Origin of the sequence: Cronobacter sp. JZ38 (assembly GCF_008932145.1) — a bacterium.
Classification (GTDB): Bacteria; Pseudomonadota; Gammaproteobacteria; order Enterobacterales; family Enterobacteriaceae; genus Cronobacter; species Cronobacter muytjensii.
In genome coordinates this window covers 1,839,467-1,863,462 of record NZ_CP017662.1, presented here as the reverse complement: position 1 = coordinate 1,863,462, position 23,996 = coordinate 1,839,467, and the positions used below count along the sequence as shown (strand labels likewise).

The following is a 23,996-nucleotide window of genomic DNA, read 5'->3' as shown; positions in this document are numbered from 1 at the left end:
CGGGAGGGCGCGGAGTTCTTTCATTCGGATGTAAAAAAACCGCCCTGAAGGCGGTCTTGTTATCAGCAATCTCTCTTAATAATGAGCGCTGTTTTTTTACCGACTAATCTCGCTGTCATTCAGTGCCAGCGCGCGGATATTGCCATTAGTTAGTTCAAAACCCGCTACAACATGCCGGGACGCCTCGCTGCTGTTTTTCGCTCCGGGGAGCAGCACATATTCCACGATATAAGGCGTCTGCGTTTTGAACGTGTAGAAAGACGGCGGGAGGCATAACTGCCCATCTTTTACATTTAGCGCAGGCTTTTCACGATACCAACGCTCCTTAGGCGGCGTATTGCGTGGCGCGATGATAATAATAGATGGCCAATAATCCTGTGCATCCGGCACGCTAAAGCAGACATTCTGCGAAACCAGTGTCACTGTCGTCGTTTCGCTGGGGGTTAATCTGTCCCCTGCGCCAGGACAGCCGGACAGCAGAAATACCGACAGTAGCCATAATTTCGGGGCCTTAAACATAAGGAAATCCTTTTAGGGTGTAGGCGTATCGCTCACGTAACGTAGACTCATCGAGAACGCCATCATACGAGACGATGTCCTGGCTTCTGTCTCTGTATACCAGCCATTGCGCATAACCAAAATTTTCTAACAAAAAATGATCGGCAATAATTTGGGCCTGCTGCTCCAGAGGATATTGCCTCAGGGTCCGTTTATCCAGGCCGTACCGGTAACTTACAGCCCAACTGAAAAAGCCGCGTAGCTTTACATACATTCCTCTCTCGCGCTGCCATACATGACTCATCTCATGAATGAAAAGATGCTGTAAATTGGCAGTCGACGTGGAGAAATCGTCTCTGTACCAGTAACGGAAATAAAGCTCACCATTAAGAGTCAACGCTGCGTAATCTCCTTGCATTCCCAGGGGAAGGTAGCTGTCATGATGGATCCATACCTTATGGTACGTAACAGAATTACCGAATACGGACTTTGCTAATTTGATTTCGCCTGGCGTTAATAGCCGAAGGCTGCCTTCCTGTTGAGCTTGCTCTGCCAAAAACCTTCCTTTAAATAAGTGAGAGCTCCTTAGCCTATAATTGTAAAAGCATTTTCACTTATTCAGAGTCGCAAATTCTGGTAGGTGTTTCATGGATAGCGAACGAACAGCACGTCATGAGGGAATGAAATACACGTAGAACGTGTCTGCCGGGAGGGCGCGGGGTTCCTGCCCTATACTTCGGTAAAGCCTGTTACCGGAGCCCTGCTATGTGCGGTCGATTTGCCCAGACGTTAAGCCGTGAGGAATATCTCGCGGCGCTTGATGAGAATGCCGAACGCGATATCGCTTTTGACCCGGAGCCGCTCGCCCGTTACAACGTCGCGCCAGGCAGCCGCGTGCTGCTGCTGAACCAGCGTGACGACGTGCTGCACCTCGACCCGGTGCACTGGGGCTATGCGCCCGAGTGGTGGCATAAAACGCCGCTGATTAATGCGCGTGTCGAAACCGCCGCCACCAGCCGGATGTTTAAACCGCTGTGGCAGCACGGGCGCGCTATTGTCTTTGCGGATGGCTGGTATGAGTGGAAGCGCGACGGTGATAAAAAGCAGCCCTATTTCATTCGCCGCGCCGATGGCGAGCCGCTCTTTTTCGCCGCCATCGGCAAAGCGCCGTTTGACGCAGGCCATGAGCACGAAGGGTTTGTGATTGTGACCGCGGCGGCGGACAAAGGGCTGATTGATATTCACGACCGCCGCCCGGTGGCGTTGACCGCCGAAGCCGCGCTCGCCTGGCTTAGCCCGGAGACGTCCGACGCGCGCGCAGGCGAGCTGGCGCACGACGCGGCCCTCGGCCCGGAGGCGTTTAGCTGGCACCCGGTAGACCGCGCGGTGGGGAATATCAGAAACCAGAGCCCCGATCTCCTGACGCCCATCGACAATCCGGTAGCGTGACGCTTTTATTAGATAATCCGCCGCGTTGCGGGCATCATGTTAAGGAAAACCTTAACCAGAGAACGGATACCATGCGCAAGACGACGATTATTTTACTGGTAGTGGCGGCAGTGGTCTGGAGTGCGGACTATATGGGCTGGCTGTAAGGGCTGGTAATGGGAAAAACTGTCTCAGGCGATCAGCGCATCAAAACGGGCATTAAGCGACAGCGTTCTCATATCGACAGGCGGGCTGCTGCTCGCCCTTCATACGCCGCGTAATGGCTGGCTACTGCTGGCGGGTGTCGTTGTCGCAGGGCAAGGCATAGCAGCTTTCATGGTCGGTTACTACGGGCAGGCGTTTGCGTTTCATGAGGGCCAGTCCTTTAGCGCCTTTACATAGCAGATAACACTATGGGGCAGATTGAGCCACAAAACCAGACGTTATCTGCTTTTGCCCCACCCATGCCCCATATCACAGGATCTGATTAAGATATCTTATTTATTTCAACGAGATAAATTCACTACACCTGCATATTCATAATGTCCTGATAGGCGGCGACCAGTTTGTTACGCACCTGGATGCCCATCTGCAGCGAAATCGACGACTTCTGCAGGTCTACCATGACGTCGTTCAGCGCCACGCCCGGCGTGCCGATTGCGAATTTTTCCGCCTGAGTGCGGGCGGCGCTTTGCGTATCGCTGATACGTCCAAGCGCGGCCTGTAACTCTCCGGCAAAACTCACGGAGGGCGGGGTTTGCACTGCATCATTGCGCGCCACCTGCATGGTGGCCTGCATCTGCTGAAGTACCCCTTCAATACCCTGAATAGCCATCTTTAACCCCTGGATGATTTTTCAACGGGGTGCAGAGTAACATTTTGTCAATGGGATAAAGCCTCTAAATAGCGATAAAAAACCAACCTATTTGGCCCATAGAAAATCCCATAAAAGCAAATAATGACCTCGCCATCCTAGTGGAACTTTAGTCGTGCTTGCCGACCCGGGAGTCCGTTTTGCTTCATAACACGCATTATTCTGTCAACGCTGAGTCAAGAGGGGCGCAATGACTGCCGCAGCTTCAACTCAAACGCCACAAAATAAAACCGTAGAGTGGCTCAACCGCTTACGCGCAAACCCGAAGATCCCCTTAATGGTGGCCGGGGCCGCCGCGGTCGCTATCATTGTGGCTCTGGTGCTCTGGGCAAAACAGCCCGATTACCGCGTGCTTTACAGCAATCTGAGCGATCAGGACGGCGGCGCTATCGTCACCCAACTGACTCAGATGAATATTCCTTACAGCTTCTCCGATAACGGCGCCGCCATTATGGTGCCCGCCGAGAAGGTGCATGAGCTGCGTCTGCGCCTGGCCCAGCAGGGGTTGCCGAAAGGCGGCGCCGTAGGCTTTGAGCTGATGGATCAGGAAAAATTCGGCATCAGCCAGTTCAGCGAGCAGGTTAACTACCAGCGCGCGCTGGAAGGCGAGCTGGCGCGCACCATCGAGACCTTAGGGCCGGTGAAGAGCGCGCGTGTGCATCTCGCCATGCCGAAACCGTCGTTATTCGTCCGCGAGCAGAAGTCACCGTCCGCGTCGGTCACGCTGAGCCTTGAGCCGGGCCGCGCCCTGGATGAAGGCCAGATAGCCGCCGTGGTGCATATGGTCTCCAGCGCTGTCGCTGGTCTGCCGCCGGGCAACGTCACGCTCGTGGATCAGGCCGGTCACCTGCTGACCCAGTCCGGCACTGCCGGTCGCGACCTTAACGACGCGCAGCTGAAATATGCCGCTGATGTCGAAGGCCGCGTGCAGCGCCGTATCGAATCTATCCTTGCGCCTATCGTCGGCACCGGCAACGTTCACGCCCAGGTTACCGCGCAAATCGATTTCTCTAATAAAGAACAGACCGAAGAGCAGTACCGTCCGAACAGCGACCCGGCGCAGATGGCGGTACGTTCTCGTCAGCTGAACACCAACGACCAGGTTGGCGGCGCATATCCGGGCGGCGTACCGGGTGCGCTCTCGAACCAGCCTGCACCGGCCAACAGCGCGCCTATCGACGCGCCTGCCGGCCAGAACAATGCCCAGAACGCCAACGGTCAGAACGCCAATGGCCAGAATGGCCAGCGTACCCAGAACACCAGCACCGCTGGCGCGAGCAGCGGCCCGCACAGCAGCCAGCGCGGTGAAACCACGAACTATGAAGTGGATCGCACCATTCGCCACACCAAAATGAACGTGGGCGACGTGCAGCGTCTCTCCGTTGCGGTGGTGGTGAACTACCGTCAGCTGGCGAACGGCAAACCGCTGGCGCTGACCGCTGATCAGCTGAAACAGATTGAAAACCTGACCCGCGAAGCGATGGGCTACTCCGACAAGCGCGGCGACACCCTGAACGTGGTCAACTCGCAGTTCACCGCGAGCGATGAAACCGGTGGCGAACTGCCGTTCTGGCAGCAGCAATCCTTCATCGATCAGCTTCTGGCCGCAGGCCGCTGGCTGGTGGTGCTGATTGTCGCCTGGCTGCTGTGGCGTAAAGCGATTCGTCCGCAGATCCAGCGCCGCGCTGAAGAAGTTAAGCGCGTCCAGGAAATGCAGCAGCAGCGTAAAGAAGTCGAAGAGTCCGTGGAAGTTCGCCTGAGCAAAGACGAACAGACGCAGCAGCGCCGCGCCAACCAGCGCCTGAGCGCAGAAGTCATGAGCCAGCGTATCCGCGAAATGTCTGACAACGATCCGCGCGTGGTCGCGCTGGTCATCCGCCAGTGGATGAGTAACGAGCTATGAGTAACGCTAATACCAACGCTAATACGAATGGTCTGTCCGGCACCGATAAGAGCGCCATTCTGCTGATGACCATCGGTGAAGACCGCGCGGCAGAGGTGTTTAAACACCTCTCGCCTCGCGAGGTGCAACACCTCAGCGCCGCGATGGCGAGCGTGCGCCAGATCTCCAACAAACAGCTGACCGACGTGCTGGCGGAGTTTGAGCAGGAAGCGGAACAGTTCGCGGCGCTCAGCATCAACACCAACGACTACCTGCGTTCGGTGCTGGTCAAAGCGCTGGGCGAAGAGCGCGCCTCCAGCCTGCTGGAAGATATTCTCGACTCCAAAGAGACGACGTCGGGCATGGAAACGCTCAACTTTATGGAACCGCAGAGCGCGGCCGATCTTATTCGCGACGAGCACCCGCAGATCATCGCCACCATTCTTGTTCACCTCAAACGTGGACAGGCGGCGGATATCCTGGCGCTGTTCGACGAGCGTCTGCGTCACGACGTCATGCTGCGTATCGCTACCTTCGGCGGCGTCCAGCCGGCGGCGCTGGCGGAACTGACCGAAGTGCTGAACAACCTGCTCGACGGTCAGAACCTCAAGCGCAGCAAAATGGGCGGCGTGAGAACGGCGGCCGAAATTATCAACCTGATGAAAACTCAGCAGGAAGAAGCCGTTATTACCGCGGTACGCGAGTTCGACGGCGACCTGGCGCAGAAAATCATCGACGAGATGTTCCTGTTCGAAAACCTGGTGGAAGTCGACGACCGCTCCATCCAGCGCCTGCTGCAGGAAGTGGAGTCCGAATCTCTGCTTATCGCGCTCAAGGGCGCCGAGCAGCCGCTGCGCGAGAAGTTCCTGCGCAACATGTCGCAGCGCGCCGCGGATATCCTGCGCGACGACCTGGCCAACCGCGGCCCGGTACGTCTGTCTCAGGTGGAAAACGAACAGAAAGCTATCCTGCTCATCGTCCGTCGTCTGGCGGAAACCGGCGAGATGGTAATTGGCAGCGGCGAGGATACCTATGTCTAATAAGCTTCCCTGGCAGCGCTGGATGCCTGACGACCTCTCTCCTCCCGTAATGCCGGAATTCACGGCATTCGACGAGACGGTCAGCGGCGAGAGCGAAGAAGTCGACGAAGAGCAGTTACGCCTGCAACAACAGCAGCAGGCGCTGGTGATGATGCAGACCCAGGCGCATGAGCAAGGCTATAACGCCGGGCTTGCCGAGGGGCGTCAGCAGGGCTTCGAACAGGGCCGCCAGGAAGGCTATGCGAAAGGTCTCGAACAGGGTCTTGCGGAAGCGCGCGCCCAACAAGGCCCGATCCACGCCCGCATGCAACAGCTGGTGAGCGAGTTCCAGTACACGCTGGACGCGCTCGACAGCGTTATCGCCTCGCGCCTGATGCAGATGGCGCTGGAAGCGGCGCGTCAGGTGATAGGCCATGTCCAGGTGGATAATAACCACCTGATCAAGCAGATCCAGACGCTGTTGCAGCAGGAGCCGCTGTTCAGCGGCAAACCGCAGCTGCGCGTGCATCCGGATGATTTACAGCGCGTCGAAGAGATGCTCGGCGCGACCTTAAGCCTGCACGGCTGGCGGCTGCGCGGCGACCCGACGCTGCATCCAGGCGGCTGCAAAGTCTCCGCCGATGAAGGCGATCTCGACGCCAGCGTGGCGACGCGCTGGCAGGAACTGTGCCGCCTGGCCGCACCAGGAGTGGTGTAATGACTGCCCGACTGACTCGCTGGCTCAACACGCTCGATAATTTCGAGGCCAAAATGGCGCAACTGCCGTCAGTGCGCCGCTACGGCCGCCTGACCCGCGCCACCGGCCTGGTGCTGGAGGCGACGGGCCTGCAACTGCCGCTCGGCGCGACCTGCATTATCGAACGTCAGGAAGGCACGCAGCTCCACGAAGTGGAGAGCGAAGTGGTCGGCTTTAACGGCCAGAAACTGTTTTTGATGCCGCTTGAAGAAGTGGAAGGCATTCTGCCGGGCGCGCGCGTCTATGCGCGTGGCGGTAGCGGCGAAGGGTTGCACAGCAGCAAACAGTTGCCGCTCGGCCCGCAGTTGCTGGGCCGCGTGCTCGACGGCGCGGGCAAACCGCTCGACGGCCTGCCCTCCCCCGATACCGAAACGACCGGCGCGCTCATGACGCCGCCGTTCAACCCGCTGCAACGTACCCCGATTGAAGACGTGCTGGACGTGGGCGTGCGCCCGATCAACGCCCTGCTGACGGTGGGACGCGGCCAGCGTATGGGCCTGTTCGCAGGCTCCGGCGTCGGTAAATCGGTGCTGCTCGGCATGATGGCGCGCTACACCCAGGCGGATGTCATCGTCGTGGGGCTGATTGGCGAGCGTGGCCGCGAAGTTAAAGACTTTATTGAGAACATTCTCGGCGCCGAAGGGCGCGCGCGCTCTGTGGTGATCGCAGCCCCGGCGGATGTCTCTCCTTTATTACGTATGCAGGGCGCGGCGTATGCGACGCGCATTGCGGAAGATTTTCGCGACCGTGGCCAGCACGTGCTGCTGATCATGGATTCGCTGACCCGTTACGCGATGGCCCAGCGTGAGATTGCGCTCGCCATCGGCGAACCGCCGGCGACCAAAGGCTATCCGCCTTCCGTCTTCGCCAAACTGCCTGCGCTGGTGGAACGCGCCGGTAACGGCATTACCGGCGGCGGGTCGATTACCGCGTTTTATACCGTACTGACCGAAGGCGACGACCAGCAGGACCCGATCGCCGACTCCGCGCGAGCCATTCTCGACGGCCACATTGTGCTGTCGCGCCGCCTCGCGGAAGCCGGACACTATCCGGCCATTGATATTGAAGCGTCCATCAGCCGCGTGATGACCTCCATCATCAGCGAGTCGCATTACGCGCGCGTGCGGACCTTCAAACAGCTGCTCTCAAGCTTCCAGCGCAACCGTGATCTGGTGAGCGTTGGCGCTTACGCCAAAGGCAGCGATCCGATGCTGGATCGCGCCATTACGCTGTGGCCGCAACTGGAAGCGTTTCTGCAGCAAGGTATTTACGAACGTTCCAATGTCGAGGATGCGTTACAGGCACTGGAACTTATCTTCCCGTCAGTGTGATGAGGTATGAGGGAGGTAGCCATGAAACAAAATGGCGCGCTGAACACGCTTAAAGATATGGCTGAGAAAGAAGTCGACGATGCCGCGTTGCGGCTCGGCGAAATGCGCCGCGGTTGCCAGCAGGCGCAGGAGCAGCTGTCGATGCTGATGAATTATCAGCAGGAATATCGCAATAACCTGAATCAGACCATGACCCAGGGGATTGCCAGTAACCGCTGGGTCAATTACCAGCAGTTTATCCAGACGCTGGAGAAAGCGATTGAACAGCATCGCCTCCAGTTGACGCAGTGGAATAACAAAGTCGATCAGGCGCTCTCGTTCTGGAAAGAGAAAAAGCAGCGTCTTCAGGCCTGGCAAACGCTCCAGGACCGGCATGCCAGCGCGGCGATGCTGGCGGAAAACCGGCTCGATCAAAAAAGAATGGATGAATTTGCCCAGCGGGCATCAATGAGGAAAGGCGAATGATTACGTTGCCCAATGTTGTGCTGACCAGCGATGTCGACGCGACATCCCCTGGCGCCGGTCTGAAAGGCGTTGACGCGAAAGGCGGCGACGCGGCGCAGGATTTCCTGGCGCTGTTAGGCCAGCACTTTTCTGGCGAGCTGACGCTTGCGGACGGTAAAACGTTATCGCTCGCGCAGTTACAGGGCGCTGCCGGTAAAGAGACGCTGGCGGGTAAAACGCTGGCGGACGCGACGGCGACCCTGCCGGGCTCCCAGAGCGATCTGGCGCGTCTGCTTGATCAGTTGACCCGCGGCGACATCACGCCCGCCGATCTCTCGCTTGCCGCGGGCGATACGCAGGCCGTGACTGCCGCTGCGCAACCGACGCTGAAACCGGCCGGTCTTGACGATGATAAAAAGCTCAGCGATGAAGATATGGCCGCGTTAAGCGCCCTCTTCGCGATGCTGCCCCCTGCACAGCAGCCGAACGCGGCGCCTGCCGTGACGGCGCAGACGCAGGCACAGGGCGTCGCGGCGCTCAGCGCCAATGGCTTTAGCCCAGCGGCCACCCTGACGCAGGCGCTCGGCAACGCGAAAGGCGATGCCAAAACTAACGCCAAAACCGATGACGCCGCTACTCCGCTGACGGCCGCTGCGGCGACCGCGCCGGTGGTCAGCCAGACTGCGGCCGATGTCGTCGCTCCGGTGTCAACGCTTGATAAAACCGCTGCGGATGTCAGCAGCACGCAGCTGCCGCACAACCTGAACCTGCACGCGCAGGCGATGACTCCGTCAGCGGCAGGCCAGCAGGCCAGCGCGCCGGTAATGACGATGCCGACCGCTCAGGTCACGGCGCCGTTCGGCACGCCGGACTGGCAGAACTCGGTAAGCCAGCACATTTCGCTGTTTACCCGCAATGGTCAGCAGAGCGCTGAACTGCACCTGCACCCTGAAGAGCTGGGCGCGGTACAGATTAGCCTGAAGATTGACGACAATATGGCGCAGGTACAGATGGTGTCGCCGCACAGCCACGTGCGCGCCGCCCTGGAAGCGGCGCTGCCGACCCTGCGCGCGCAGCTCGCGGAAAGCGGCATTCAGCTGGGCCAGAGCAGCATCAGCAGCGAAAACTTTAGCGGTCAGCAGCAGCAAAACAACCCGCAACAGTCTGGCTCATCCCGCGCTGGCAGCGGTTTTAGCCTCGGCGGTGAAGAAGAAGCGATTGCCGCTCCGGCAAGCCTTCAGGCAGCCGCTCGCGGCACTGGCGCGGTGGATATCTTTGCCTAACGCCAGAGGTAACGTGATTATTCCCGTTTTTTCCAGGCTTTGACTGCGCGCAGAGACGGGATAATCACTCTATCGCAGTACTGATACAGGAAACCCGAGTCTGATGACTGACAGCGCAATCACCAAAGGTAAAGGCCGTAAACGCTCCATCTGGATCCCGTTACTGGTCATTATAACTCTCGCTGCCTGTGCGACGGCAGGTTACAGCTACTGGCGTATGCAGCAGCATGGCACCACCGCGGCTAAAGCGGCGCCAGAACCGCCGCCGGCGCCGGTCTTTTTCGCCCTCGACACCTTTACGGTGAATCTGGGTGATGCCGATCGCGTGCTGTATGTCGGCATTACGCTGCGTCTGAAAGACGAAGCGACCCGTCAGCGCCTGAGCGACTATCTGCCGGAAGTGCGCAGCCGTCTGCTGCTGCTCTTCTCTCGTCAGGACGCCTCGCAACTGGCGACAGATGAGGGCAAACAGAAGCTGGTGGAAGCGATCAAACAGACGCTTTCCGAGCCGCTGGTGGCAGGACAACCGAAGCAGGTAGTGACTGACGTCCTCTACACTGCCTTTATTCTGCGGTAAAGCCATGGGCGACAGCATTCTTTCTCAAGCCGAAATCGATGCGCTGTTAAACGGCGACAGCGAGCAGAGCGCGGAACAGCAAGCGTCAGCGGGCGATGGCGACATCCGCCCCTACGATCCCAATACCCAGCGTCGCGTGGTGCGCGAGCGCCTCCAGGCGCTGGAGATTATCAACGAACGCTTCGCGCGTCAGTTCCGTATGGGATTGTTTAACCTGCTGCGCCGCAGTCCGGACATTACCGTGGGGGCGATTCGCATCCAGCCCTACCACGAGTTTGCCCGCAACCTGCCGGTGCCGACCAACCTTAACCTGATTCATTTAAAACCGCTGCGCGGCACCGGCCTGTTTGTGTTCTCGCCAAGCCTGGTGTTTATCGCGGTGGATAACCTGTTCGGCGGTGATGGCCGCTTCCCGACTAAAGTGGAAGGCCGCGAATTTACCCACACCGAACAGCGCGTCATCAACCGTATGCTCAAGCTGGCGCTTGAAGCCTACAGCGATGCGTGGAAAGCGATTAACCCGCTGGACGTAGAGTATGTGCGTTCAGAAATGCAGGTGAAGTTCACTAATATCACCACCTCGCCGAACGATATCGTGGTTAACACCCCGTTTCACGTCGAGATTGGTAACCTGACCGGCGAGTTTAATATCTGCCTGCCGTTCAGCATGATTGAGCCGCTGCGTGAAATGCTGGTCAACCCGCCGCTGGAAAACTCCCGTCAGGAAGACCAGCACTGGCGCGACAACCTGGTGCGCCAGGTACAGCACTCGGAGCTGGAGTTGATTGCCAACTTCGCCGAGATCCCGCTGCGACTGTCGAAGATCCTGAAGCTGAAGCCAGGCGACGTGCTGCCCATCGAGAAGCCGGATCGCATTCTGGTGCACGTAGATGGCGTGCCGGTTCTCACCAGCCAGTACGGCACCGTGAGCGGACAATATGCCCTGCGCGTTGAACATTTGATCAACCCAATTTTGAATTCGCTGAATGAGGAACAGCCCAATGAGTGACATTAACAAACCGTCCGATGAAAACGCAGGTGAAATGGACGATCTGTGGGCTGATGCACTGAAAGAACAAAAAAGCACCGGCGGTTCCGCAGATGATCTGTGGGCCGACGCGTTGAGCGAGCAGAAAACCGCAGGCAAAAGCTCCGCGGACAGCGTGTTCCGCGCGCTGGAAGGCGGCGACATGGTCGGCGCCCTGCAGGATATCAACCTGATTATGGATATCCCGGTGAAACTCACCGTGGAGCTGGGCCGCACCCGCATGACCATCAAAGAGCTGCTGCGTCTGACGCAGGGTTCCGTGGTGGCGCTGGACGGTCTCGCGGGTGAGCCGCTGGACATCCTGATCAACGGTTACCTGATTGCCCAGGGTGAAGTGGTGGTCGTCGCCGATAAATATGGCGTGCGTATCACCGATATCATCACCCCGTCAGAACGTATGCGTCGCCTGAGTCGTTAAATGAAAAATCAGACCACAGTTCAACAGCCGGCAATGCCCGACGCCGGCTCATCCTTAATCCAGGTCAGCGGCGCGTTAACGCTGATTATCATCTTCATTTTGCTGTTTGCCTGGATGGCAAAGCGTTTTGGCTTCACCGCTAAAACCGCCGGGATGCGTGGTCTGAAGCTTAACAGCAGCCTGAGCCTCGGGGCTCGGGAAAAGATTGTGATTGTCGAAGTGGAAGACGCCCGCCTGGTGCTGGGCGTGACCGCCACCTCGATTACGCCGCTGCACACCCTGCCGCCCGCGCCAGCCGCGCCGGAGCAGGAAACCGTGCCAGCCGGTGAGTTCCAGAACCTGATGAAGAATCTGCTTAAGCGTAGCGGGAGAAAGTAATGCGTCGTTGGTTGAATCTTTCTTTCCTCGCGCTCGGCCTGATGGCCGCGCCGGCGATGGCACAACTGCCGGGTCTTGTCAGCCAGCCGATGTCCGGCGGCGGACAGAGCTGGTCGCTGCCGGTACAGACGCTGGTGTTTATCACCTCGCTGACGTTCCTGCCCGCCATTCTGTTAATGATGACCAGCTTTACGCGCATCATTATCGTTTTCGGCCTGCTGCGTAACGCGCTGGGCACCCCGTCCGCGCCGCCAAACCAGGTGCTGCTGGGCCTCGCGCTGTTCCTGACCTTTTTTATCATGTCGCCGGTTATCGATAAGATTTATACCGACGCCTATCAGCCGTTCAGCGAAAACAAAATTTCGATGGAAGTGGCTATTGAGCGCGGCTCGCAACCGCTGCGCGAGTTTATGCTGCGCCAGACCCGTGAGGCGGATCTCGCGCTGTTCGCGAAGCTTGCCAATACCCAGCCACTCCAGGGGCCGGAAGCGGTGCCGATGCGCATCCTGCTGCCCGCCTATGTGACGAGCGAGCTGAAAACCGCGTTCCAGATTGGCTTTACCGTATTCATTCCCTTCCTGATTATCGATCTGGTGGTGGCGAGCGTGCTGATGGCGCTCGGGATGATGATGGTGCCGCCGGCGTCTATCGCGCTGCCCTTCAAGCTGATGCTGTTCGTGCTGGTTGACGGCTGGCAGTTGCTTGTCGGTTCTCTTGCCCAAAGCTTTTACAGTTAACGAGGTGCATGATGACGCCAGAATCAGTCATGATGATGGGCACGGAAGCCATGAAAGTCGCGCTCGCGCTTGCCGCCCCGCTGCTGCTGGTCGCCCTGGTAACAGGTCTGTTTATCAGTATCCTGCAGGCGGCCACCCAGATTAACGAAATGACGCTCTCGTTCATTCCTAAAATTCTGGCGGTGTTTGTGGTGATGGTAACGGCAGGCCCGTGGATGCTTAACCTGTTGCTCGACTACATGCGCACCCTGTTTTCCAACCTGCCGTATATCATCGGCTGACGGCCGTTCCCATGCTGCAATTCACCAGCGACCAGTGGCTCCACTGGCTGACTTTGTACTTCTGGCCGCTGCTGCGCGTGCTGGCGCTTATCAGCACCGCGCCTATTCTGAGCGAGCGCGCCATCAGTATTCGCGTCAAAATCGGCCTTGCGCTGCTGATTACCATCGCGCTCGCGCCGAATATTCCCGGCAGCAACGTGCCGATTTTCTCGCTTGAAGGGCTGTGGCTGGGGCTGCAACAAATTCTTATCGGCATCGCCGTCGGGTTTACGATGCAGTTTGCGTTTGCCGCGGTGCGTACCGCAGGCGAGCTTATCGGCCTGCAAATGGGGCTGTCGTTCGCCACGTTCTTCGACCCGGGCAGCCGCCTGAATATGCCGGTGCTGGCGCGCTTTATCGATATGCTGGCGATGCTGCTGTTCCTGACGCTCAATGGCCACCTGTGGCTTATCTCCATTCTTGCCGATACGTTTCATACGCTGCCCATCAGCGGCGAGGCCATTAACAGCAATGCGTTTATGGCGCTGACGCGTGCCGGCAGCCTCATTTTCGTCAACGGCGTGATGCTGGCGCTGCCGCTTATCACGCTGCTGCTGGCGTTAAACCTGGCGCTCGGCCTGTTAAACCGCATGGCCCCGCAGCTGACCGTTTTCGCGATTGGCTTCCCGCTGACGCTGAGTATCGGGATTATCGTGATGGCGGCGTTAATGCCCTTAATAGCACCGTTCTGTGAACATTTATTCGCAGAAATATTTCACTTGTTGACTGATATCGTTAGCGAAATTCCGGCTAAAGGTTAACCCTCCAATTTTAATGGTCATCCTAAGGATATTCCTAATATGGAAAATATATTCTCGGGCTGACCATACATCCCAGGCGGAATTAATGATTTTACGCCTCTCACATAACCGGATCGCCTCTTTACTTTAAGAACTTTCCTGGCAAATTATACGTAACTTTACGGGATAGTTGGGGTCGCCTGAATGACTTCGATACCCGGCTGATACGATTCACGCTATCGGTCTGCGGTATGCCGTTTTACGCTTTCTTATCCCGTAATTGCTGGTCTTGGCAGAACGGCGGTCGTTCTCAGGCTGGTGGAGCAATCGTTGTGCTTTAACGGATAACGCGTTTAGTGAGGGTAGGCTATGTCAACGATTATTATGGATCTCTGCAGCTATACCAGGCTCGGGCTAACCGATTATTTATCATCGAGAGGAGTACGGAAAAGACAGATATTTCATGCTGATAGCGTGGGAAATCTGGAGCAAGCCTGTCAGGTACGCAAGCCCCATGTGGTGTTTATTAATGAAGACTGTTTTATTCACGATCCCGAGAGCAGTCAGCATATAAAGCACATCATTAATCAGCATCCCGGTACGTTATTTATCGTATTTATGGCGATTGCCAATATTCACTTTGATGAATATTTACGGGTGCGTAAGAATCTGTTAATTAGCTCTAAATCGATTAAACCGGAGTCGCTGGATGCCATTCTGGGAGATTATTTAACCAAAGATATGCAGTGCATCGGCAAAATCAGTTTGCCTACACTTTCTTTAAGCCGTACTGAATCCAGTATGCTGAGAATGTGGATGTCGGGCCAGGATACGATTCAGATTTCCGATCAGATGAATATTAAGGCCAAGACCGTTTCGTCTCATAAAGGCAATATAAAACGTAAAATCAAGACCCATAATAAGCAAGTGATCTATCATGTCGTACGGTTGACCGATAACGTCACTAACGGCATTTTTGTGAATATGCGCTAACGCAGCACGTTAATTTTTATCCTGTACCCTACGCTTGAGTTCTGGCGCTCGCCGGAACGGTAAATGAATTTTCCATCGTATCGCCACGGCGAGGATTTTCATCGCCCAAAAAATGACGCCGCCCTTATTAACGGGGCGGCGTTATTATAAGCCAGACGTATGACGCGTTATTCCACCTTTTCGACAAATATCCCGTCCGGGTGATCTTTTTCATTAAAGAACCATATCCCCAGCGGATAGTCCTCCAGTGAAACCAGATACATGGTGCCTTCATTAAAAGGCTCGACGGCCAGCACCACGCCCGGGCGGCGCGGCCCGCCATCCGTCTTGACGGTAACCCGATCGTTAACGTTCATAACTGCTCCTCTTATTACTATTGAGCCAGTGTAGAACAAAACCGCTTTGCTGGCACCGGGCACGTGGTTGCGCGCACGCGCCTGGCTATACTTGTAGGGATGGGGCCGCCGGAGGTAAGTGCCATGAAACTGCAATATCCCACGCCAGACGCGCCGCAGGCCGATATCGACGCTCTGCTGGGCGCGATTGAGGTCATCAGCGAGCACGAGCAGCGCACGCCAGACAGCGTCTCCCCGGCGCAGGCGGATGCGCACAGGCAGGACGCGTGTCGGGAGCTGGGCGAAGAGTTTGAACTGGATATCCGCGACGCGGGGCCGAGCGAAGTGAACCGTTGAGCATAAAAATATCCCGGCCTGGGGAGCCGGGATAAGCTTGCGAAAGCAAGAAGCACTTAAAATTCGTTACACCAGGGAAACTGATGTCGATGAACAACATACCGCAAAATTTTTACAGCACAAGGATATATTCTGCTGGTGAATAATACGCTGCTAATATTATTGGCGGATATATTCACTGCAAGCCAACAACCGCGCGCCTTCCATGGAATCGATCCCGGAATACCCCTGCAAACGAGGCCGATTAATTGAGATTTTTCCTGGTTAACGGCGGGATCCCCGGCGCACAAAAAAGGAGCCGCTATGGCGCATCTTAATGACGATTTGCTGGTGATTACCGATCTCGACGGCACCTTGCTCGATCCCAACACACATGAATGGGAGCCTGCGCAGGCGTGGCTTACACGGTTAATCGACCACCAGGTGCCGGTCGTGCTCTCCAGCACCAAAACGGCGGCAGAGATTATCGCGCTGCAGGAGTCGCTCGGTTTACAGGGTCAGCCGTTTATCGCCGAGAATGGCGCGATTATTCAGCTTGATGCCCGCTGGGAGGAGAGCCCCGACTTCCCTCGCCTGCTTAACGGCGTGCCGCATGATGAAATTCTTGCGGTCATCAACCGCCTGCGCGACGAGCACGGTTATAAGCTCTTCTGCTTTAGCGATGTGGATGACAAAACCATCGCCGAATGGACGGGCCTCAGCCCGAAGCTCGCCGCGATGGCGAACCTGCTGGAAGCGTCAGAAACGGTTATCTGGCGCGACAGCGATGAAAACCTGGCGCGTTTTACCGCAAGCCTTGAGGCGCTCGGCTTAATGATGCTGGAAGGCGGTCGTTTCTGGCACGTGCTGGACGCGCGCGGCGGCAAGGGCCAGGCGGTGAACTGGCTTAAAGAGCAATACCGCCAGCGTGAAGGCAGGCTGCGCACCACGCTCGGGCTTGGCGACGGCCCGGATGACGCCTCACTGCTTGATAATGTCGATTTCGCCGTGGTGGTGAAGGGGCTCAGCCGCCAGGGCGTGAGCCTGAAAAATGACGATCCGCAACGCGTTTATCATACGCAGGAGAGCGGCCCGGCGGGTTTTCGTGAAGGGCTTGATCACTTTCTGGGTAAGGGATAAGCCTTACCCTTCGTCACACACCTGATTGCGTCCGCGCTGTTTCGCCAGGTAGAGGCGGTGGTCCGCTATCGACTGTAAATGCTCGAAATCGTAATCGCCGTCGCGTCTGGCCTCGCTGACCCCCACGGAAACGCTGATGCGAATCGTAGTGTCGGGCCGCACCAGAATCTCCTGGCTGTTAATGCGCTGGCGGATACGCTCCGCCACCATACGCGCGCCCTCAGGCGGCGTGCCCGGCAGGATAATACAAAACTCCTCGCCCCCGACGCGCCCGGCGATATCCTCCGCGCGCAGCGCGCGGCTTAGCATCCCCGCCGCCCACGTCAGCACTTTATCCCCCGCCTGATGGCCGAAGCGGTCGTTGATGCTTTTAAAATGATCGAGATCGAGCTGGATAACCGAGAAGGGCTGGTGCTGCGCCTCGCACGCTTTGGCGGCAAGCCGCGCCCGCTCAAAGAACGCGCCGCGGTTATAGAGCCGGGTGAGCGTGTCATACCAGGCGCGCCACTTCAGGGAGCGCTGCATGGTCAGCATATTGCGCACCATCCCCACGATCACACGCCAGGAGATAAACAGCATAGCGGTAAAGAGCAGCCACAGCAGGCCGAGCACCATCGCCACCTTGCCGAATCTACCCTCGGCGCTCTGTGAGACGGTGGTGACTTTCACCAGCACGCCGTCGAAATAATCAAGCTTCGCCCAGGTGATAAAGCGGGTATCCATGCGCGCGTCGCCTTCGTTCCCGCTCTCCATCTGACGCGCGAGCGTCGCTTTCTCCTGCGGGCTGAAGCGTAGCGTGTCATCCATGCCGGATGAGGTGGTGGAGATAAGGCTTAACTGACGGTCAAACAGCATGATTTCGCCGCCCGCTTCGTCATTGTCCAGCGCGTTTTTCAGGAAATCGCGCATCGCGCTGATGGGAAAATCCATCGCCAGCACGCCGAACCAGCGGCCATCGTCGTCAAGCGGAATACTGGCGGTGACGCGCTGCCCCGACGGCATGCTCGGGTCACGACTGTGCAGCCAGCGTACGCCGCGCGCCGGGTTCAGCCGCAGCGCATGGCCAAGAAACCAGCGGCTGCTGACCTGCTCGTAATATTGCTCCGGGATGCGCCCGTGGCCGTAGAACGGCAGGCTGGTGAGGTAGAACCCGGCGCGGGAAACATAATAGGTCCGCATTTCAGGCCGTTCATTACGGCTGTCGGCAATGCTCAGCATATGCCCGAGCGCCAGGGTCGCGTTGAGCTCGTTGTGCAGCAGCGCATCGTCGCGCTTAAGCAGCGTGCTCTCACTGACAAATTCATCCGACACGCCTTTGATAACCAGCGCATGGTCACGGGCTGCAGGCAGCACCCAGGCGGCGGCGTGGCGGTGCGCCTGAAAGGACGCCATTGTCGTGTCGGTCTCCGGCCCCTCCAGCAGATTGTGCATGGCATAGCGCATCCCGGCGCGATAAAACAGCAGCTTGTCGACGCTGTATTGCAGGTTGCGATCCATGGAAGTGGCGATAGTGTCCAGCTGGTTACGCTGGGAAGAGATAAACGCGTCCTGCAATATCACCCCTTCACGCCAGGTCAGGAGCGTGGAGAAGATAAAGACGGCGCAAAAGCAGAGGTTGACGACCCGAATTGGGTTTTTGGTCCGCCAGCGGCTGATGAGGATCTTGTCAGGCACGTCAGACTCCCTGTACTGATAAAGGCTCGACTCATTGAGGCATAGTGAAGGTCAGGCGGCTCCGATAATACCAGGCGGCGCGGATATTAAAAGTGTGGCCGGTTTTTTAAATATTGTCGCCTTGAAAGCACAAGGATGTCGTTGATCTGTTGCAGGATGAGGGGAGAATGAAAACGCCCGGCACGCTGGCCGGGCATTATTTCAACGACGCTCTTCGCGAGACTGTCTTTCACCGGGAAGCAGTTCGTCTTCACGAAACGCCTCCCGCTGCACGCCGTAACCGTCATACCATCGGCATTCAACCATGCCGCTTGAATAGCCGGTGACGACCATGCGTTGACCGCTGTTTTTGCGCTGAACTTCATCGCTGACTAAAAAGACCATAACCGCCTCCTTTATCAGTGTGAAAACATTCAGAAGATAGTCAACGCGCGCGATTTTCGCCTGTGGTCGTTAAATAATCAGGACTATTCTCAGTGTGCCGGTTTACCGCGCAGCCGCCCGATAAACTTGACCACCGCCAGCACCACGGCGCCGATAATAAAACCAAGCACCAGGTTCAACACCGTCGGCATCACCGCCGCACCAACACCGCCGAGGCCGTGTGCCCAGTGTTCGATGGCGTGATGCAACGGCGCGACGCCATGCACCACAATACCGCCGCCCACCAGAAACATCGCGACGGTGCCGAGAACGGAGAGAATTTTCATCAGCCACGGCGCCGCGACCAGCAGCCCTTTACCGACGCCACGCGCCAGCGCCGAGCGCTTATCGGCGAGCCAATAACCCATATCGTCGAGCTTCACGATAACCCCGACGATACCGTACACGCCAATGGTGACCAGAAGCGCGATGCCGCTCAGCACCAGCACCTGGCTTAACAGCGGCTCTTCCGCCACGATACCAAGCGTAATGGCGACGATTTCCGCCGAGAGGATAAAGTCGGTGCGCACTGCACCTTTGACTTTATCGCGCTCGTAAACTTTCGGGTCCTGTTTCGCTATCTCATTGAGACGTTGCTGTTTCTGCTCCGGCGTCTCTTTATGTTTGCGTGCGTGCAGGCTGTGCAGCACTTTTTCCACACCTTCGAAACAGAGAAACGCGCCGCCGACCATCAGCAAGGGCGTAATCGCCCAGGGCGCGAAGGCGCTGATGATGAGCGCCAGCGGCACGAGAATCACTTTATTGAGCAGCGAGCCTTTCGCCACGGCCCAGACCACCGGCAGCTCGCGGTTGGCGCGCACGCCGGTGACCTGCTGCGCGTTAAGGGAGAGATCGTCGCCCAGCACCCCTGCGGTCTTTTTTGCCGCGAGTTTTCCCATCATTGAGACATCGTCCAGCAGCGTGGCGATATCGTCCAGCAGCGTTAATAAACTACTTCCGGCCAAAATTTCATTCCTTCGTGTTGTGATTCTGGAGAGTTAAGTATGGAGCAAAAGGCTGAACCCTGAAACTACCACCTTCTGTCAACGCAAAATTAACTTAAGCGAAACAATTAAAAACCTCGCCTCTGCAATAATTTTAGCGTTCACTATAAGCGTTCTTTATTTCACGTCGTGAGGGAGTATGCGTTTCGGTCGAGTTTTACCGCTTTTGGGCGCGCTGTTCGCGCTGTATATCATCTGGGGTTCCACCTATTTTGCGATAGCGGTCGGCGTGAAAAGCTGGCCGCCGTTTCTGATGGCGGGCGTGCGCTTTCTCTGCGCGGGCGTGCTGCTACTGAGTGTCCTGTTGCTGGCCGGCCATAAGTTGCCGGCGCGCCGCCCGATGCTGAACGCGGCGCTGATTGGCGTGTTGCTGCTGGCGGTAGGCAACGGCTTCGTGACGGTCGCCGAGCACCAGCATGTGCCTTCCGGCATCGCCGCCGTGATGGTGGCGACCGTACCGCTGTTCGCCCTCGTGTTCAGCCGCTTTTTCGGCATTCAGACCCGCAAGCTGGAGTGGCTCGGCGTGGCCATCGGTCTTGCAGGTATCGTGCTGCTAAACAGCGGCGGCAACCTGAGCGGCAACCCGTGGGGCGCGCTGCTGATCCTTATTGGCTCGCTAAGCTGGGCGTTTGGGTCGGTTTACGGTTCGCGCATTGAACTGCCTGTCGGGATGATGGCGGGCGCGATTGAGATGCTCGCGGCGGGCCTGGTATTGTTAGTGGCCTCGCTGCTTACCGGCGAGCGGATGACCGCCATGCCCGATCTCTCCGGCTTCCTGGCGGTAGGTTATCTGGCGCTGTTTGGCTCGGTTATCGCCATCAGCGCCTATATGTATCTTATCCGCAACGTCTCGCCAGCGGTCGCCACCAGTTACGCCTACGTGAATCCGGTGGTGGCGGTGCTGCTCGGCACCGGTTTTGGCGGCGAGAGCCTCTCATCTGTCGAATGGCTTGCGCTTGGGGTGATTATTCTGGCGGTGCTGCTGGTGACGCTCGGCAAATATTTACTGCCGGGGAAACCGGTGGTGAAACCCTGCCCTGTCGAGAAGTAACGCTTAACCAGCGGGCGGCGCGGGCCGCTCGCCTTCCCGGGCGTGAATGCCCTGGAAGTCTATCTCCGCATGCGCCCCGCCGCTGCAAATCCACTCCTCCAGCCGTTCGGCGAGGGCCGCGTCCGAAAGCTTCTCGCGCCCTCGCAACGCGCATTCCCAGACCAGCAGCACCCGCCAGCCCCCGGCCAGCAGCGTCGCCACATCGCGTTTATCGCGCGCCACGTTTTTGCCGATTTTATCGAGCCAGAATTCGGTGCGGGTGGCGGGCACTTTAAAGAGATAACAGTGGTGGTGATGCCAGAAACAGCCGTGGGTGAAGATGACGCAGCGGTAGTCGTCGAGCACGAAATCCGGACGCCCGGCAAGCGCGGCGTCCTGGACGCGGAAGGTAAAGCCCTGCTCCGTCAGCAGCGCGCCGAGCCGCTTTTCGATGGCGGTATCGCGGGTGGCGATAGCGCGCATGTTTTTACTGCGAATGGCTTTGCTATGAACGTCCGCCATCGGTTTTCTCCTGACGCAGGCGCACCGCCTGCGCGATGCGCGGACGCAGCAGCTGCGCGACCGCTGCGAACGCGGGCACGACGACCGAGTTGCCAAACTGGCGATAGGCCTGCGTATCGGAAACCGGAATTCGAAACGCGTGGCCCTGCGGCGCTTCAAAGCCCATCAGGCGCGCGCACTCGCGCGGCGTCAGGCGGCGCGGGCGACGCTGCTGGTTGATGGCATCGTCAAAATCTTTCTCGCCAAGCGCTTTATCCCAGCCGCGATCGACCAGGATCTCCGCGCCATCTTTGTAATAGCGCGCCGACAGCGTGCGCGCCACGCTGGAGGGGTTCAGCGGATTCACCAGCCCATAGCCGAAGCCGTTGCCCTTCGCCTGATGTTTCTGGGCGTAACGGTAAAGGTATTTCCACAGCGTCGGCGTCAGCACGTAGCGGGCGTCCACGGTCGGGTCGAGCAACTCGCCAAACGCCGGTCGCCGCGCCGGGTAAAATTCCGGCAGCGCGCGCAGCGTAAACCCCTCATGCAGATTCAGGTCGCGGCGAAAGCCCACCAGCACGATGCGCTCGCGGTGCTGGGGCAGAAAATGTTTGCCGTCGATAATTTTCGGATCGTCCGGGCCCATCTCCGCGGCATCCGCCACTTCATAGCCCAGCTCATCCAGCGTCTGCATGATGATGCGAAACGTGTTGCCCTTATCGTGGCTCTTAAGGTTTTTCACGTTTTCCAGCACGAAAATCGCGGGCTGACGCGCGGCGATAATGCGTACCACGTCGAAAAACAGCGTGCCCTGCGTTTCGCAGGCAAAACCGTGCGCGCGGCCCAGCGCGTTTTTCTTCGAGACGCCAGCGAGCGAAAACGGCTGGCACGGAAAGCCCGCCAGCAGAACGTCGTGCTGCGGGATCTGCGCGCGGATATGCTCGGCGGCGGCCTCGTCGCTGACATCGGGCCGGTGGCTTAGCGTCACATCGCGAATATCTTCGTTGAACTGATGCTGTTGCGGGTCGCAATACCAGTTGGCCTTGTAGGTGCGCACCGCGTGTTTATTCCACTCGCTGGTAAAGACGCACTGGCCGCCCGCGGCTTCAAAGCCGCTACGAATGCCGCCAATACCGGCGAAAAGATCGATAAAGCGAAAGGCGTAGTTCGGATGATGGCGCGGCGGCGTGGGGAGCAGCGTCAGGAGGCGGCGGTATTCGCCGGGGCTGAGGCGCGCGCCGTCAGGGTGAAGCTGCTGGCGTTTCAGCCGGGCGCGGCTCCAGCGCTTCTCGCCGACGTCGTTTAATATAGCCACCAGCGTTTTGGTGTCGTAAATCTCCAGCACTTTTTGCAGCAGCGCGTGCGCGCTCAGCGCGGGGGCGGCGTCATCCTCCGCGCCCGTCAGTACGTCCTCAATAACAGAGTGATTTTCGAGCATTGCGTTAGCCATACAGATCCAATATCTGACAGAGTAACACACTTTGGGCCGGGGCTGCGGTTAAGGCGTCACCTGAATAAAGCGGCGCAGTACCGCTTCGTCGAGCTGGCAGTAGTCGCCTTTAAGCTCGGCGCAGAGCTTCGCCATATAGTGAACGAGAAAATCGGCGTTATGCCGCGCGAGCGCTCTGCCCGCCTCGGTTTGCATGGTGGAAGGCAGCGTCAGCAGCTTTTTCTGGAAGTGATCGAGCGCCCAGGCGGTATCGTCGAGCTCGCGATCGCTGGCGAGCGGATCGTCACTGTCAAACAGCGCCCGGCCCAGCGCGCCTGAGACATAAAAGACGCGCGCGAGGCCAATCGCGCCGAGGGATTCAAGCCGGTCGGCGTCCTGCACGACTTTCGCCTCGAACGTCTCGGGTCTGATGCCTGCGCTGAAGCTGTGCGCCCGCACCGCGTGGGCTACGGCGTCATACTCCTCACGCGGAAAATCAGGAAAGTGGGTTTCCAGAATGCGCAGCGTCTCCTGCGCCGCGAGCGTCGAGGCCAGATGGCGCTGCGGATGGTTTTTCGGCAGGTTGACGATATCGTGGAAATAACAGGCCGTCAGCACGACCCGTCGGTTAGCTTCGCTGCCCGCCATGATCTGCTGAGCCGTTTTCCAGACGCGGCGAAAGTGCGCGACATCATGGGCTTTATCATCCTGATTCCAGCTGTGATGCAGCCATTCTTCAAAACGCTGCTGCCAGTGGGTTAGCGACATAGAGACTCCTTTTGCGCGGGACACCCGGTTTGTTTCTGTAATGCAGATCACAAAATTAGCATGGTTTGCGCACCTTTGCGCGCGGCGTCGCGCTCCTTTTTGCCGTGTGATATGCGCTCTGCCTGCAAGTAATATTAATAAGATAATGCGTTCATAACGTGCGGCAGTGGCATCAGGGACACCTGACGCATAAGAGAATGTTTTTTAGCGCAGATGATAAATTTACCGTTGTGAAGCGGTTATTTATCCGGTTTCGCACCCCTTCTGTTTTCCGAAAAATAGTTATCGCCTTAATCGTTCAAGGGGCAATTATCTTAACGTTATCCTCAACGCGGATCTCACTCTTATTATCGCCGAGGCATCGCATCAGCGCTGGCGTGACGGGCCTTGCGACTGTTGATTATGGAAGAGTGTTTTTCTCAACAACATTTATTCCTGTTTTAATCTATTTACCAAGCCAATGAAATATAAATTTAAATAGACACCATGAATTATTTAAAAAGAAGAAAGCGCAATGATGGAAAATAATTTTTGTGGCGATTTTTCATTCTGCTAATATGCGTGCCGCGGACGATACTCCGCTACGTCATTCATTTACACCATTCATTTATATTATTTATGACGATAAG

28 protein-coding genes are annotated in these 23,996 nt (G+C 57.7%); 18 read left to right on the top strand and 10 right to left on the bottom strand.

All coding sequences use genetic code 11. The annotated features are described in order from the left end of the window. Window positions 1-96: 96 nt before the first annotated feature. Both BJP61_RS08770 and BJP61_RS08765 read right to left on the bottom strand, forming a co-directional pair. Entirely contained in the window at window positions 97-519 is a 423-nt protein-coding gene (locus tag BJP61_RS08770) for a putative T6SS immunity periplasmic lipoprotein (RefSeq protein ID WP_038862162.1), read from the bottom strand. Further along, window positions 512-1,054 (bottom strand): type IV secretion protein Rhs, encoded by a 543-nt coding sequence (locus BJP61_RS08765; RefSeq protein WP_171998157.1) that lies wholly within the window; start codon window positions 1,052-1,054, stop codon window positions 512-514. The genes BJP61_RS08770 and BJP61_RS08765 overlap by 8 nt, the downstream gene beginning before the upstream one ends. 209 nt (window positions 1,055-1,263) lie before the next feature. Between BJP61_RS08765 and BJP61_RS08760 the strand changes: the two genes are divergently transcribed. After that, complete coding sequence (locus tag BJP61_RS08760; RefSeq protein ID WP_171998156.1) at window positions 1,264-1,947, top strand: SOS response-associated peptidase; 684 nt, start codon at window positions 1,264-1,266, stop codon at window positions 1,945-1,947. Window positions 1,948-2,449: 502 nt separating this feature from the next. Here BJP61_RS08760 and fliE read toward each other — a convergent pair. Continuing rightward, window positions 2,450-2,761 (bottom strand): flagellar hook-basal body complex protein FliE, encoded by a 312-nt coding sequence (fliE, locus tag BJP61_RS08755; RefSeq protein WP_038862155.1) that lies wholly within the window; start codon window positions 2,759-2,761, stop codon window positions 2,450-2,452. Between the two features lie 229 nt (window positions 2,762-2,990). Between fliE and fliF the strand changes: the two genes are divergently transcribed. The 14 genes from fliF (at window position 2,991) to rcsA (ending at window position 14,727) form a co-directional block, all read left to right on the top strand. Then, complete coding sequence (fliF, locus tag BJP61_RS08750) at window positions 2,991-4,703, top strand: flagellar basal-body MS-ring/collar protein FliF (protein ID WP_171998155.1); 1,713 nt, start codon at window positions 2,991-2,993, stop codon at window positions 4,701-4,703. Continuing rightward, a complete protein-coding gene (fliG, locus tag BJP61_RS08745; protein WP_038862149.1) occupies window positions 4,700-5,722 on the top strand; it encodes a flagellar motor switch protein FliG in 1,023 nt (340 codons plus the stop codon). The genes fliF and fliG overlap by 4 nt, the downstream gene beginning before the upstream one ends. After that, a complete protein-coding gene (gene fliH, locus BJP61_RS08740) occupies window positions 5,715-6,419 on the top strand; it encodes a flagellar assembly protein FliH (RefSeq protein ID WP_038862147.1) in 705 nt (234 codons plus the stop codon). Before fliG ends, fliH begins: the two co-directional genes overlap by 8 nt. Beyond that, window positions 6,419-7,789 (top strand): flagellar protein export ATPase FliI, encoded by a 1,371-nt coding sequence (gene fliI / locus BJP61_RS08735; RefSeq protein WP_171998154.1) that lies wholly within the window; start codon window positions 6,419-6,421, stop codon window positions 7,787-7,789. Before fliH ends, fliI begins: the two co-directional genes overlap by 1 nt. Window positions 7,790-7,810: 21 nt before the next feature. Beyond that, window positions 7,811-8,254 carry a flagellar export protein FliJ gene (gene fliJ, locus BJP61_RS08730; RefSeq protein ID WP_038862138.1) on the top strand — a complete coding sequence of 148 codons (444 nt, stop codon included), beginning with the start codon at window positions 7,811-7,813 and terminating at the stop codon, window positions 8,252-8,254. Continuing rightward, window positions 8,251-9,516, top strand: a complete 1,266-nt coding sequence (fliK, locus tag BJP61_RS08725) for a flagellar hook length control protein FliK (RefSeq protein WP_075192445.1) — start codon at window positions 8,251-8,253, stop codon at window positions 9,514-9,516. Before fliJ ends, fliK begins: the two co-directional genes overlap by 4 nt. A 103-nt stretch (window positions 9,517-9,619) precedes the next feature. After that, window positions 9,620-10,093: a flagellar basal body-associated protein FliL gene (gene fliL / locus BJP61_RS08720; RefSeq protein WP_038862132.1), complete on the top strand. Its 474-nt coding sequence runs from the start codon at window positions 9,620-9,622 to the stop codon at window positions 10,091-10,093. Window positions 10,094-10,097: 4 nt separating this feature from the next. Beyond that, complete coding sequence (gene fliM, locus BJP61_RS08715) at window positions 10,098-11,102, top strand: flagellar motor switch protein FliM (RefSeq protein WP_038862130.1); 1,005 nt, start codon at window positions 10,098-10,100, stop codon at window positions 11,100-11,102. Further along, the gene (fliN, locus tag BJP61_RS08710) at window positions 11,095-11,559 is read left to right on the top strand and encodes a flagellar motor switch protein FliN (protein ID WP_038862128.1); all 465 of its coding nucleotides are present in this window, start codon (window positions 11,095-11,097) and stop codon (window positions 11,557-11,559) included. The genes fliM and fliN overlap by 8 nt, the downstream gene beginning before the upstream one ends. Next, the gene (gene fliO / locus BJP61_RS08705) at window positions 11,560-11,937 is read left to right on the top strand and encodes a flagellar biosynthetic protein FliO (protein WP_075192444.1); all 378 of its coding nucleotides are present in this window, start codon (window positions 11,560-11,562) and stop codon (window positions 11,935-11,937) included. Further along, a complete protein-coding gene (gene fliP / locus BJP61_RS08700; protein ID WP_038862123.1) occupies window positions 11,937-12,674 on the top strand; it encodes a flagellar type III secretion system pore protein FliP in 738 nt (245 codons plus the stop codon). Before fliO ends, fliP begins: the two co-directional genes overlap by 1 nt. 11 nt (window positions 12,675-12,685) lie before the next feature. Beyond that, window positions 12,686-12,955 (top strand): flagellar biosynthesis protein FliQ, encoded by a 270-nt coding sequence (gene fliQ / locus BJP61_RS08695; protein WP_038862121.1) that lies wholly within the window; start codon window positions 12,686-12,688, stop codon window positions 12,953-12,955. Between the two features lie 11 nt (window positions 12,956-12,966). Beyond that, window positions 12,967-13,755 carry a flagellar biosynthetic protein FliR gene (fliR, locus tag BJP61_RS08690; protein ID WP_038862119.1) on the top strand — a complete coding sequence of 263 codons (789 nt, stop codon included), beginning with the start codon at window positions 12,967-12,969 and terminating at the stop codon, window positions 13,753-13,755. Between the two features lie 348 nt (window positions 13,756-14,103). Further along, complete coding sequence (gene rcsA, locus BJP61_RS08685) at window positions 14,104-14,727, top strand: transcriptional regulator RcsA (RefSeq protein ID WP_038862117.1); 624 nt, start codon at window positions 14,104-14,106, stop codon at window positions 14,725-14,727. A 167-nt stretch (window positions 14,728-14,894) separates the two neighbouring features. Here the strand turns inward: rcsA and dsrB are convergent, their stop codons facing one another. Further along, window positions 14,895-15,083, bottom strand: a complete 189-nt coding sequence (gene dsrB / locus BJP61_RS08680) for a protein DsrB (protein WP_038862114.1) — start codon at window positions 15,081-15,083, stop codon at window positions 14,895-14,897. A gap of 123 nt (window positions 15,084-15,206) precedes the next feature. Here dsrB and BJP61_RS08675 point away from each other — a divergent pair, with 123 nt between their 5' ends. Beyond that, a complete protein-coding gene (locus BJP61_RS08675; protein WP_171998153.1) occupies window positions 15,207-15,419 on the top strand; it encodes a DUF2525 domain-containing protein in 213 nt (70 codons plus the stop codon). A gap of 303 nt (window positions 15,420-15,722) precedes the next feature. Beyond that, a complete protein-coding gene (locus BJP61_RS08670; RefSeq protein ID WP_161579170.1) occupies window positions 15,723-16,538 on the top strand; it encodes a mannosyl-3-phosphoglycerate phosphatase-related protein in 816 nt (271 codons plus the stop codon). A gap of 3 nt (window positions 16,539-16,541) precedes the next feature. On the opposite strand, the gene dgcQ is transcribed toward BJP61_RS08670, so the two are convergent. The 3 genes from dgcQ to BJP61_RS08655 form a co-directional block, all read right to left on the bottom strand. Then, window positions 16,542-18,212, bottom strand: a complete 1,671-nt coding sequence (gene dgcQ / locus BJP61_RS08665; RefSeq protein WP_050568133.1) for a cellulose biosynthesis regulator diguanylate cyclase DgcQ — start codon at window positions 18,210-18,212, stop codon at window positions 16,542-16,544. Window positions 18,213-18,413: 201 nt separating this feature from the next. Then, on the bottom strand, window positions 18,414-18,596 hold the full coding sequence (locus BJP61_RS08660) for a DUF2158 domain-containing protein (RefSeq protein WP_038862107.1): 183 nt from the start codon (window positions 18,594-18,596) through the stop codon (window positions 18,414-18,416). An 89-nt stretch (window positions 18,597-18,685) separates the two neighbouring features. After that, on the bottom strand, window positions 18,686-19,600 hold the full coding sequence (locus tag BJP61_RS08655) for a DUF808 family protein (protein ID WP_075192440.1): 915 nt from the start codon (window positions 19,598-19,600) through the stop codon (window positions 18,686-18,688). 178 nt (window positions 19,601-19,778) lie between these two features. On the opposite strand from BJP61_RS08655, the gene yedA reads away from it, so the two are divergent. Next, window positions 19,779-20,690, top strand: coding sequence for a drug/metabolite exporter YedA (gene yedA / locus BJP61_RS08650; RefSeq protein WP_161579171.1), 912 nt, complete (start codon window positions 19,779-19,781; stop codon window positions 20,688-20,690). Between the two features lie 3 nt (window positions 20,691-20,693). Here yedA and BJP61_RS08645 read toward each other — a convergent pair whose 3' ends face one another. Genes BJP61_RS08645 through BJP61_RS08635 form a run of 3 tightly spaced genes read right to left on the bottom strand, consistent with a single transcriptional unit; the run spans window position 20,694 to window position 23,367 of the window. Next, window positions 20,694-21,191, bottom strand: coding sequence for a very short patch repair endonuclease (locus BJP61_RS08645; protein WP_075192439.1), 498 nt, complete (start codon window positions 21,189-21,191; stop codon window positions 20,694-20,696). Beyond that, window positions 21,175-22,620 carry a DNA cytosine methyltransferase gene (locus tag BJP61_RS08640; RefSeq protein ID WP_237584633.1) on the bottom strand — a complete coding sequence of 482 codons (1,446 nt, stop codon included), beginning with the start codon at window positions 22,618-22,620 and terminating at the stop codon, window positions 21,175-21,177. Before BJP61_RS08640 ends, BJP61_RS08645 begins: the two co-directional genes overlap by 17 nt. 48 nt (window positions 22,621-22,668) lie before the next feature. Continuing rightward, the gene (locus tag BJP61_RS08635) at window positions 22,669-23,367 is read right to left on the bottom strand and encodes a phosphohydrolase (RefSeq protein ID WP_038862098.1); all 699 of its coding nucleotides are present in this window, start codon (window positions 23,365-23,367) and stop codon (window positions 22,669-22,671) included. Window positions 23,368-23,996: the final 629 nt, after the last annotated feature.

Excerpts from the sequence above, each read along its gene's own strand:
- fliI (WP_171998154.1), top strand. The coding sequence starts at position 6,419 with ATGACTGCCCGACTGACTCGCTGGCTCAACACGCTCGATAATTTCGAG.
- fliP (WP_038862123.1), top strand. The coding sequence starts at position 11,937 with ATGCGTCGTTGGTTGAATCTTTCTTTCCTCGCGCTCGGCCTGATGGCC.
- fliO (WP_075192444.1), top strand. The coding sequence starts at position 11,560 with ATGAAAAATCAGACCACAGTTCAACAGCCGGCAATGCCCGACGCCGGC.
- BJP61_RS08670 (WP_161579170.1), top strand. The coding sequence starts at position 15,723 with ATGGCGCATCTTAATGACGATTTGCTGGTGATTACCGATCTCGACGGC.
- fliM (WP_038862130.1), top strand. The coding sequence starts at position 10,098 with ATGGGCGACAGCATTCTTTCTCAAGCCGAAATCGATGCGCTGTTAAAC.
- fliN (WP_038862128.1), top strand. The coding sequence starts at position 11,095 with ATGAGTGACATTAACAAACCGTCCGATGAAAACGCAGGTGAAATGGAC.
- fliK (WP_075192445.1), top strand. The coding sequence starts at position 8,251 with ATGATTACGTTGCCCAATGTTGTGCTGACCAGCGATGTCGACGCGACA.
- BJP61_RS08770 (WP_038862162.1), bottom strand. The coding sequence starts at position 519 with ATGTTTAAGGCCCCGAAATTATGGCTACTGTCGGTATTTCTGCTGTCC.
- fliE (WP_038862155.1), bottom strand. The coding sequence starts at position 2,761 with ATGGCTATTCAGGGTATTGAAGGGGTACTTCAGCAGATGCAGGCCACC.
- BJP61_RS08635 (WP_038862098.1), bottom strand. The coding sequence starts at position 23,367 with ATGTCGCTAACCCACTGGCAGCAGCGTTTTGAAGAATGGCTGCATCAC.
- fliL (WP_038862132.1), top strand. The coding sequence starts at position 9,620 with ATGACTGACAGCGCAATCACCAAAGGTAAAGGCCGTAAACGCTCCATC.
- dsrB (WP_038862114.1), bottom strand. The coding sequence starts at position 15,083 with ATGAACGTTAACGATCGGGTTACCGTCAAGACGGATGGCGGGCCGCGC.
- fliF (WP_171998155.1), top strand. The coding sequence starts at position 2,991 with ATGACTGCCGCAGCTTCAACTCAAACGCCACAAAATAAAACCGTAGAG.
- fliG (WP_038862149.1), top strand. The coding sequence starts at position 4,700 with ATGAGTAACGCTAATACCAACGCTAATACGAATGGTCTGTCCGGCACC.
- yedA (WP_161579171.1), top strand. The coding sequence starts at position 19,779 with ATGCGTTTCGGTCGAGTTTTACCGCTTTTGGGCGCGCTGTTCGCGCTG.
- BJP61_RS08645 (WP_075192439.1), bottom strand. The coding sequence starts at position 21,191 with ATGGCGGACGTTCATAGCAAAGCCATTCGCAGTAAAAACATGCGCGCT.
- rcsA (WP_038862117.1), top strand. The coding sequence starts at position 14,104 with ATGTCAACGATTATTATGGATCTCTGCAGCTATACCAGGCTCGGGCTA.
- BJP61_RS08660 (WP_038862107.1), bottom strand. The coding sequence starts at position 18,596 with ATGGTCTTTTTAGTCAGCGATGAAGTTCAGCGCAAAAACAGCGGTCAA.
- fliH (WP_038862147.1), top strand. The coding sequence starts at position 5,715 with ATGTCTAATAAGCTTCCCTGGCAGCGCTGGATGCCTGACGACCTCTCT.
- fliR (WP_038862119.1), top strand. The coding sequence starts at position 12,967 with ATGCTGCAATTCACCAGCGACCAGTGGCTCCACTGGCTGACTTTGTAC.
- fliJ (WP_038862138.1), top strand. The coding sequence starts at position 7,811 with ATGAAACAAAATGGCGCGCTGAACACGCTTAAAGATATGGCTGAGAAA.
- BJP61_RS08675 (WP_171998153.1), top strand. The coding sequence starts at position 15,207 with ATGAAACTGCAATATCCCACGCCAGACGCGCCGCAGGCCGATATCGAC.
- BJP61_RS08640 (WP_237584633.1), bottom strand. The coding sequence starts at position 22,620 with ATGGCTAACGCAATGCTCGAAAATCACTCTGTTATTGAGGACGTACTG.
- fliQ (WP_038862121.1), top strand. The coding sequence starts at position 12,686 with ATGACGCCAGAATCAGTCATGATGATGGGCACGGAAGCCATGAAAGTC.
- BJP61_RS08760 (WP_171998156.1), top strand. The coding sequence starts at position 1,264 with ATGTGCGGTCGATTTGCCCAGACGTTAAGCCGTGAGGAATATCTCGCG.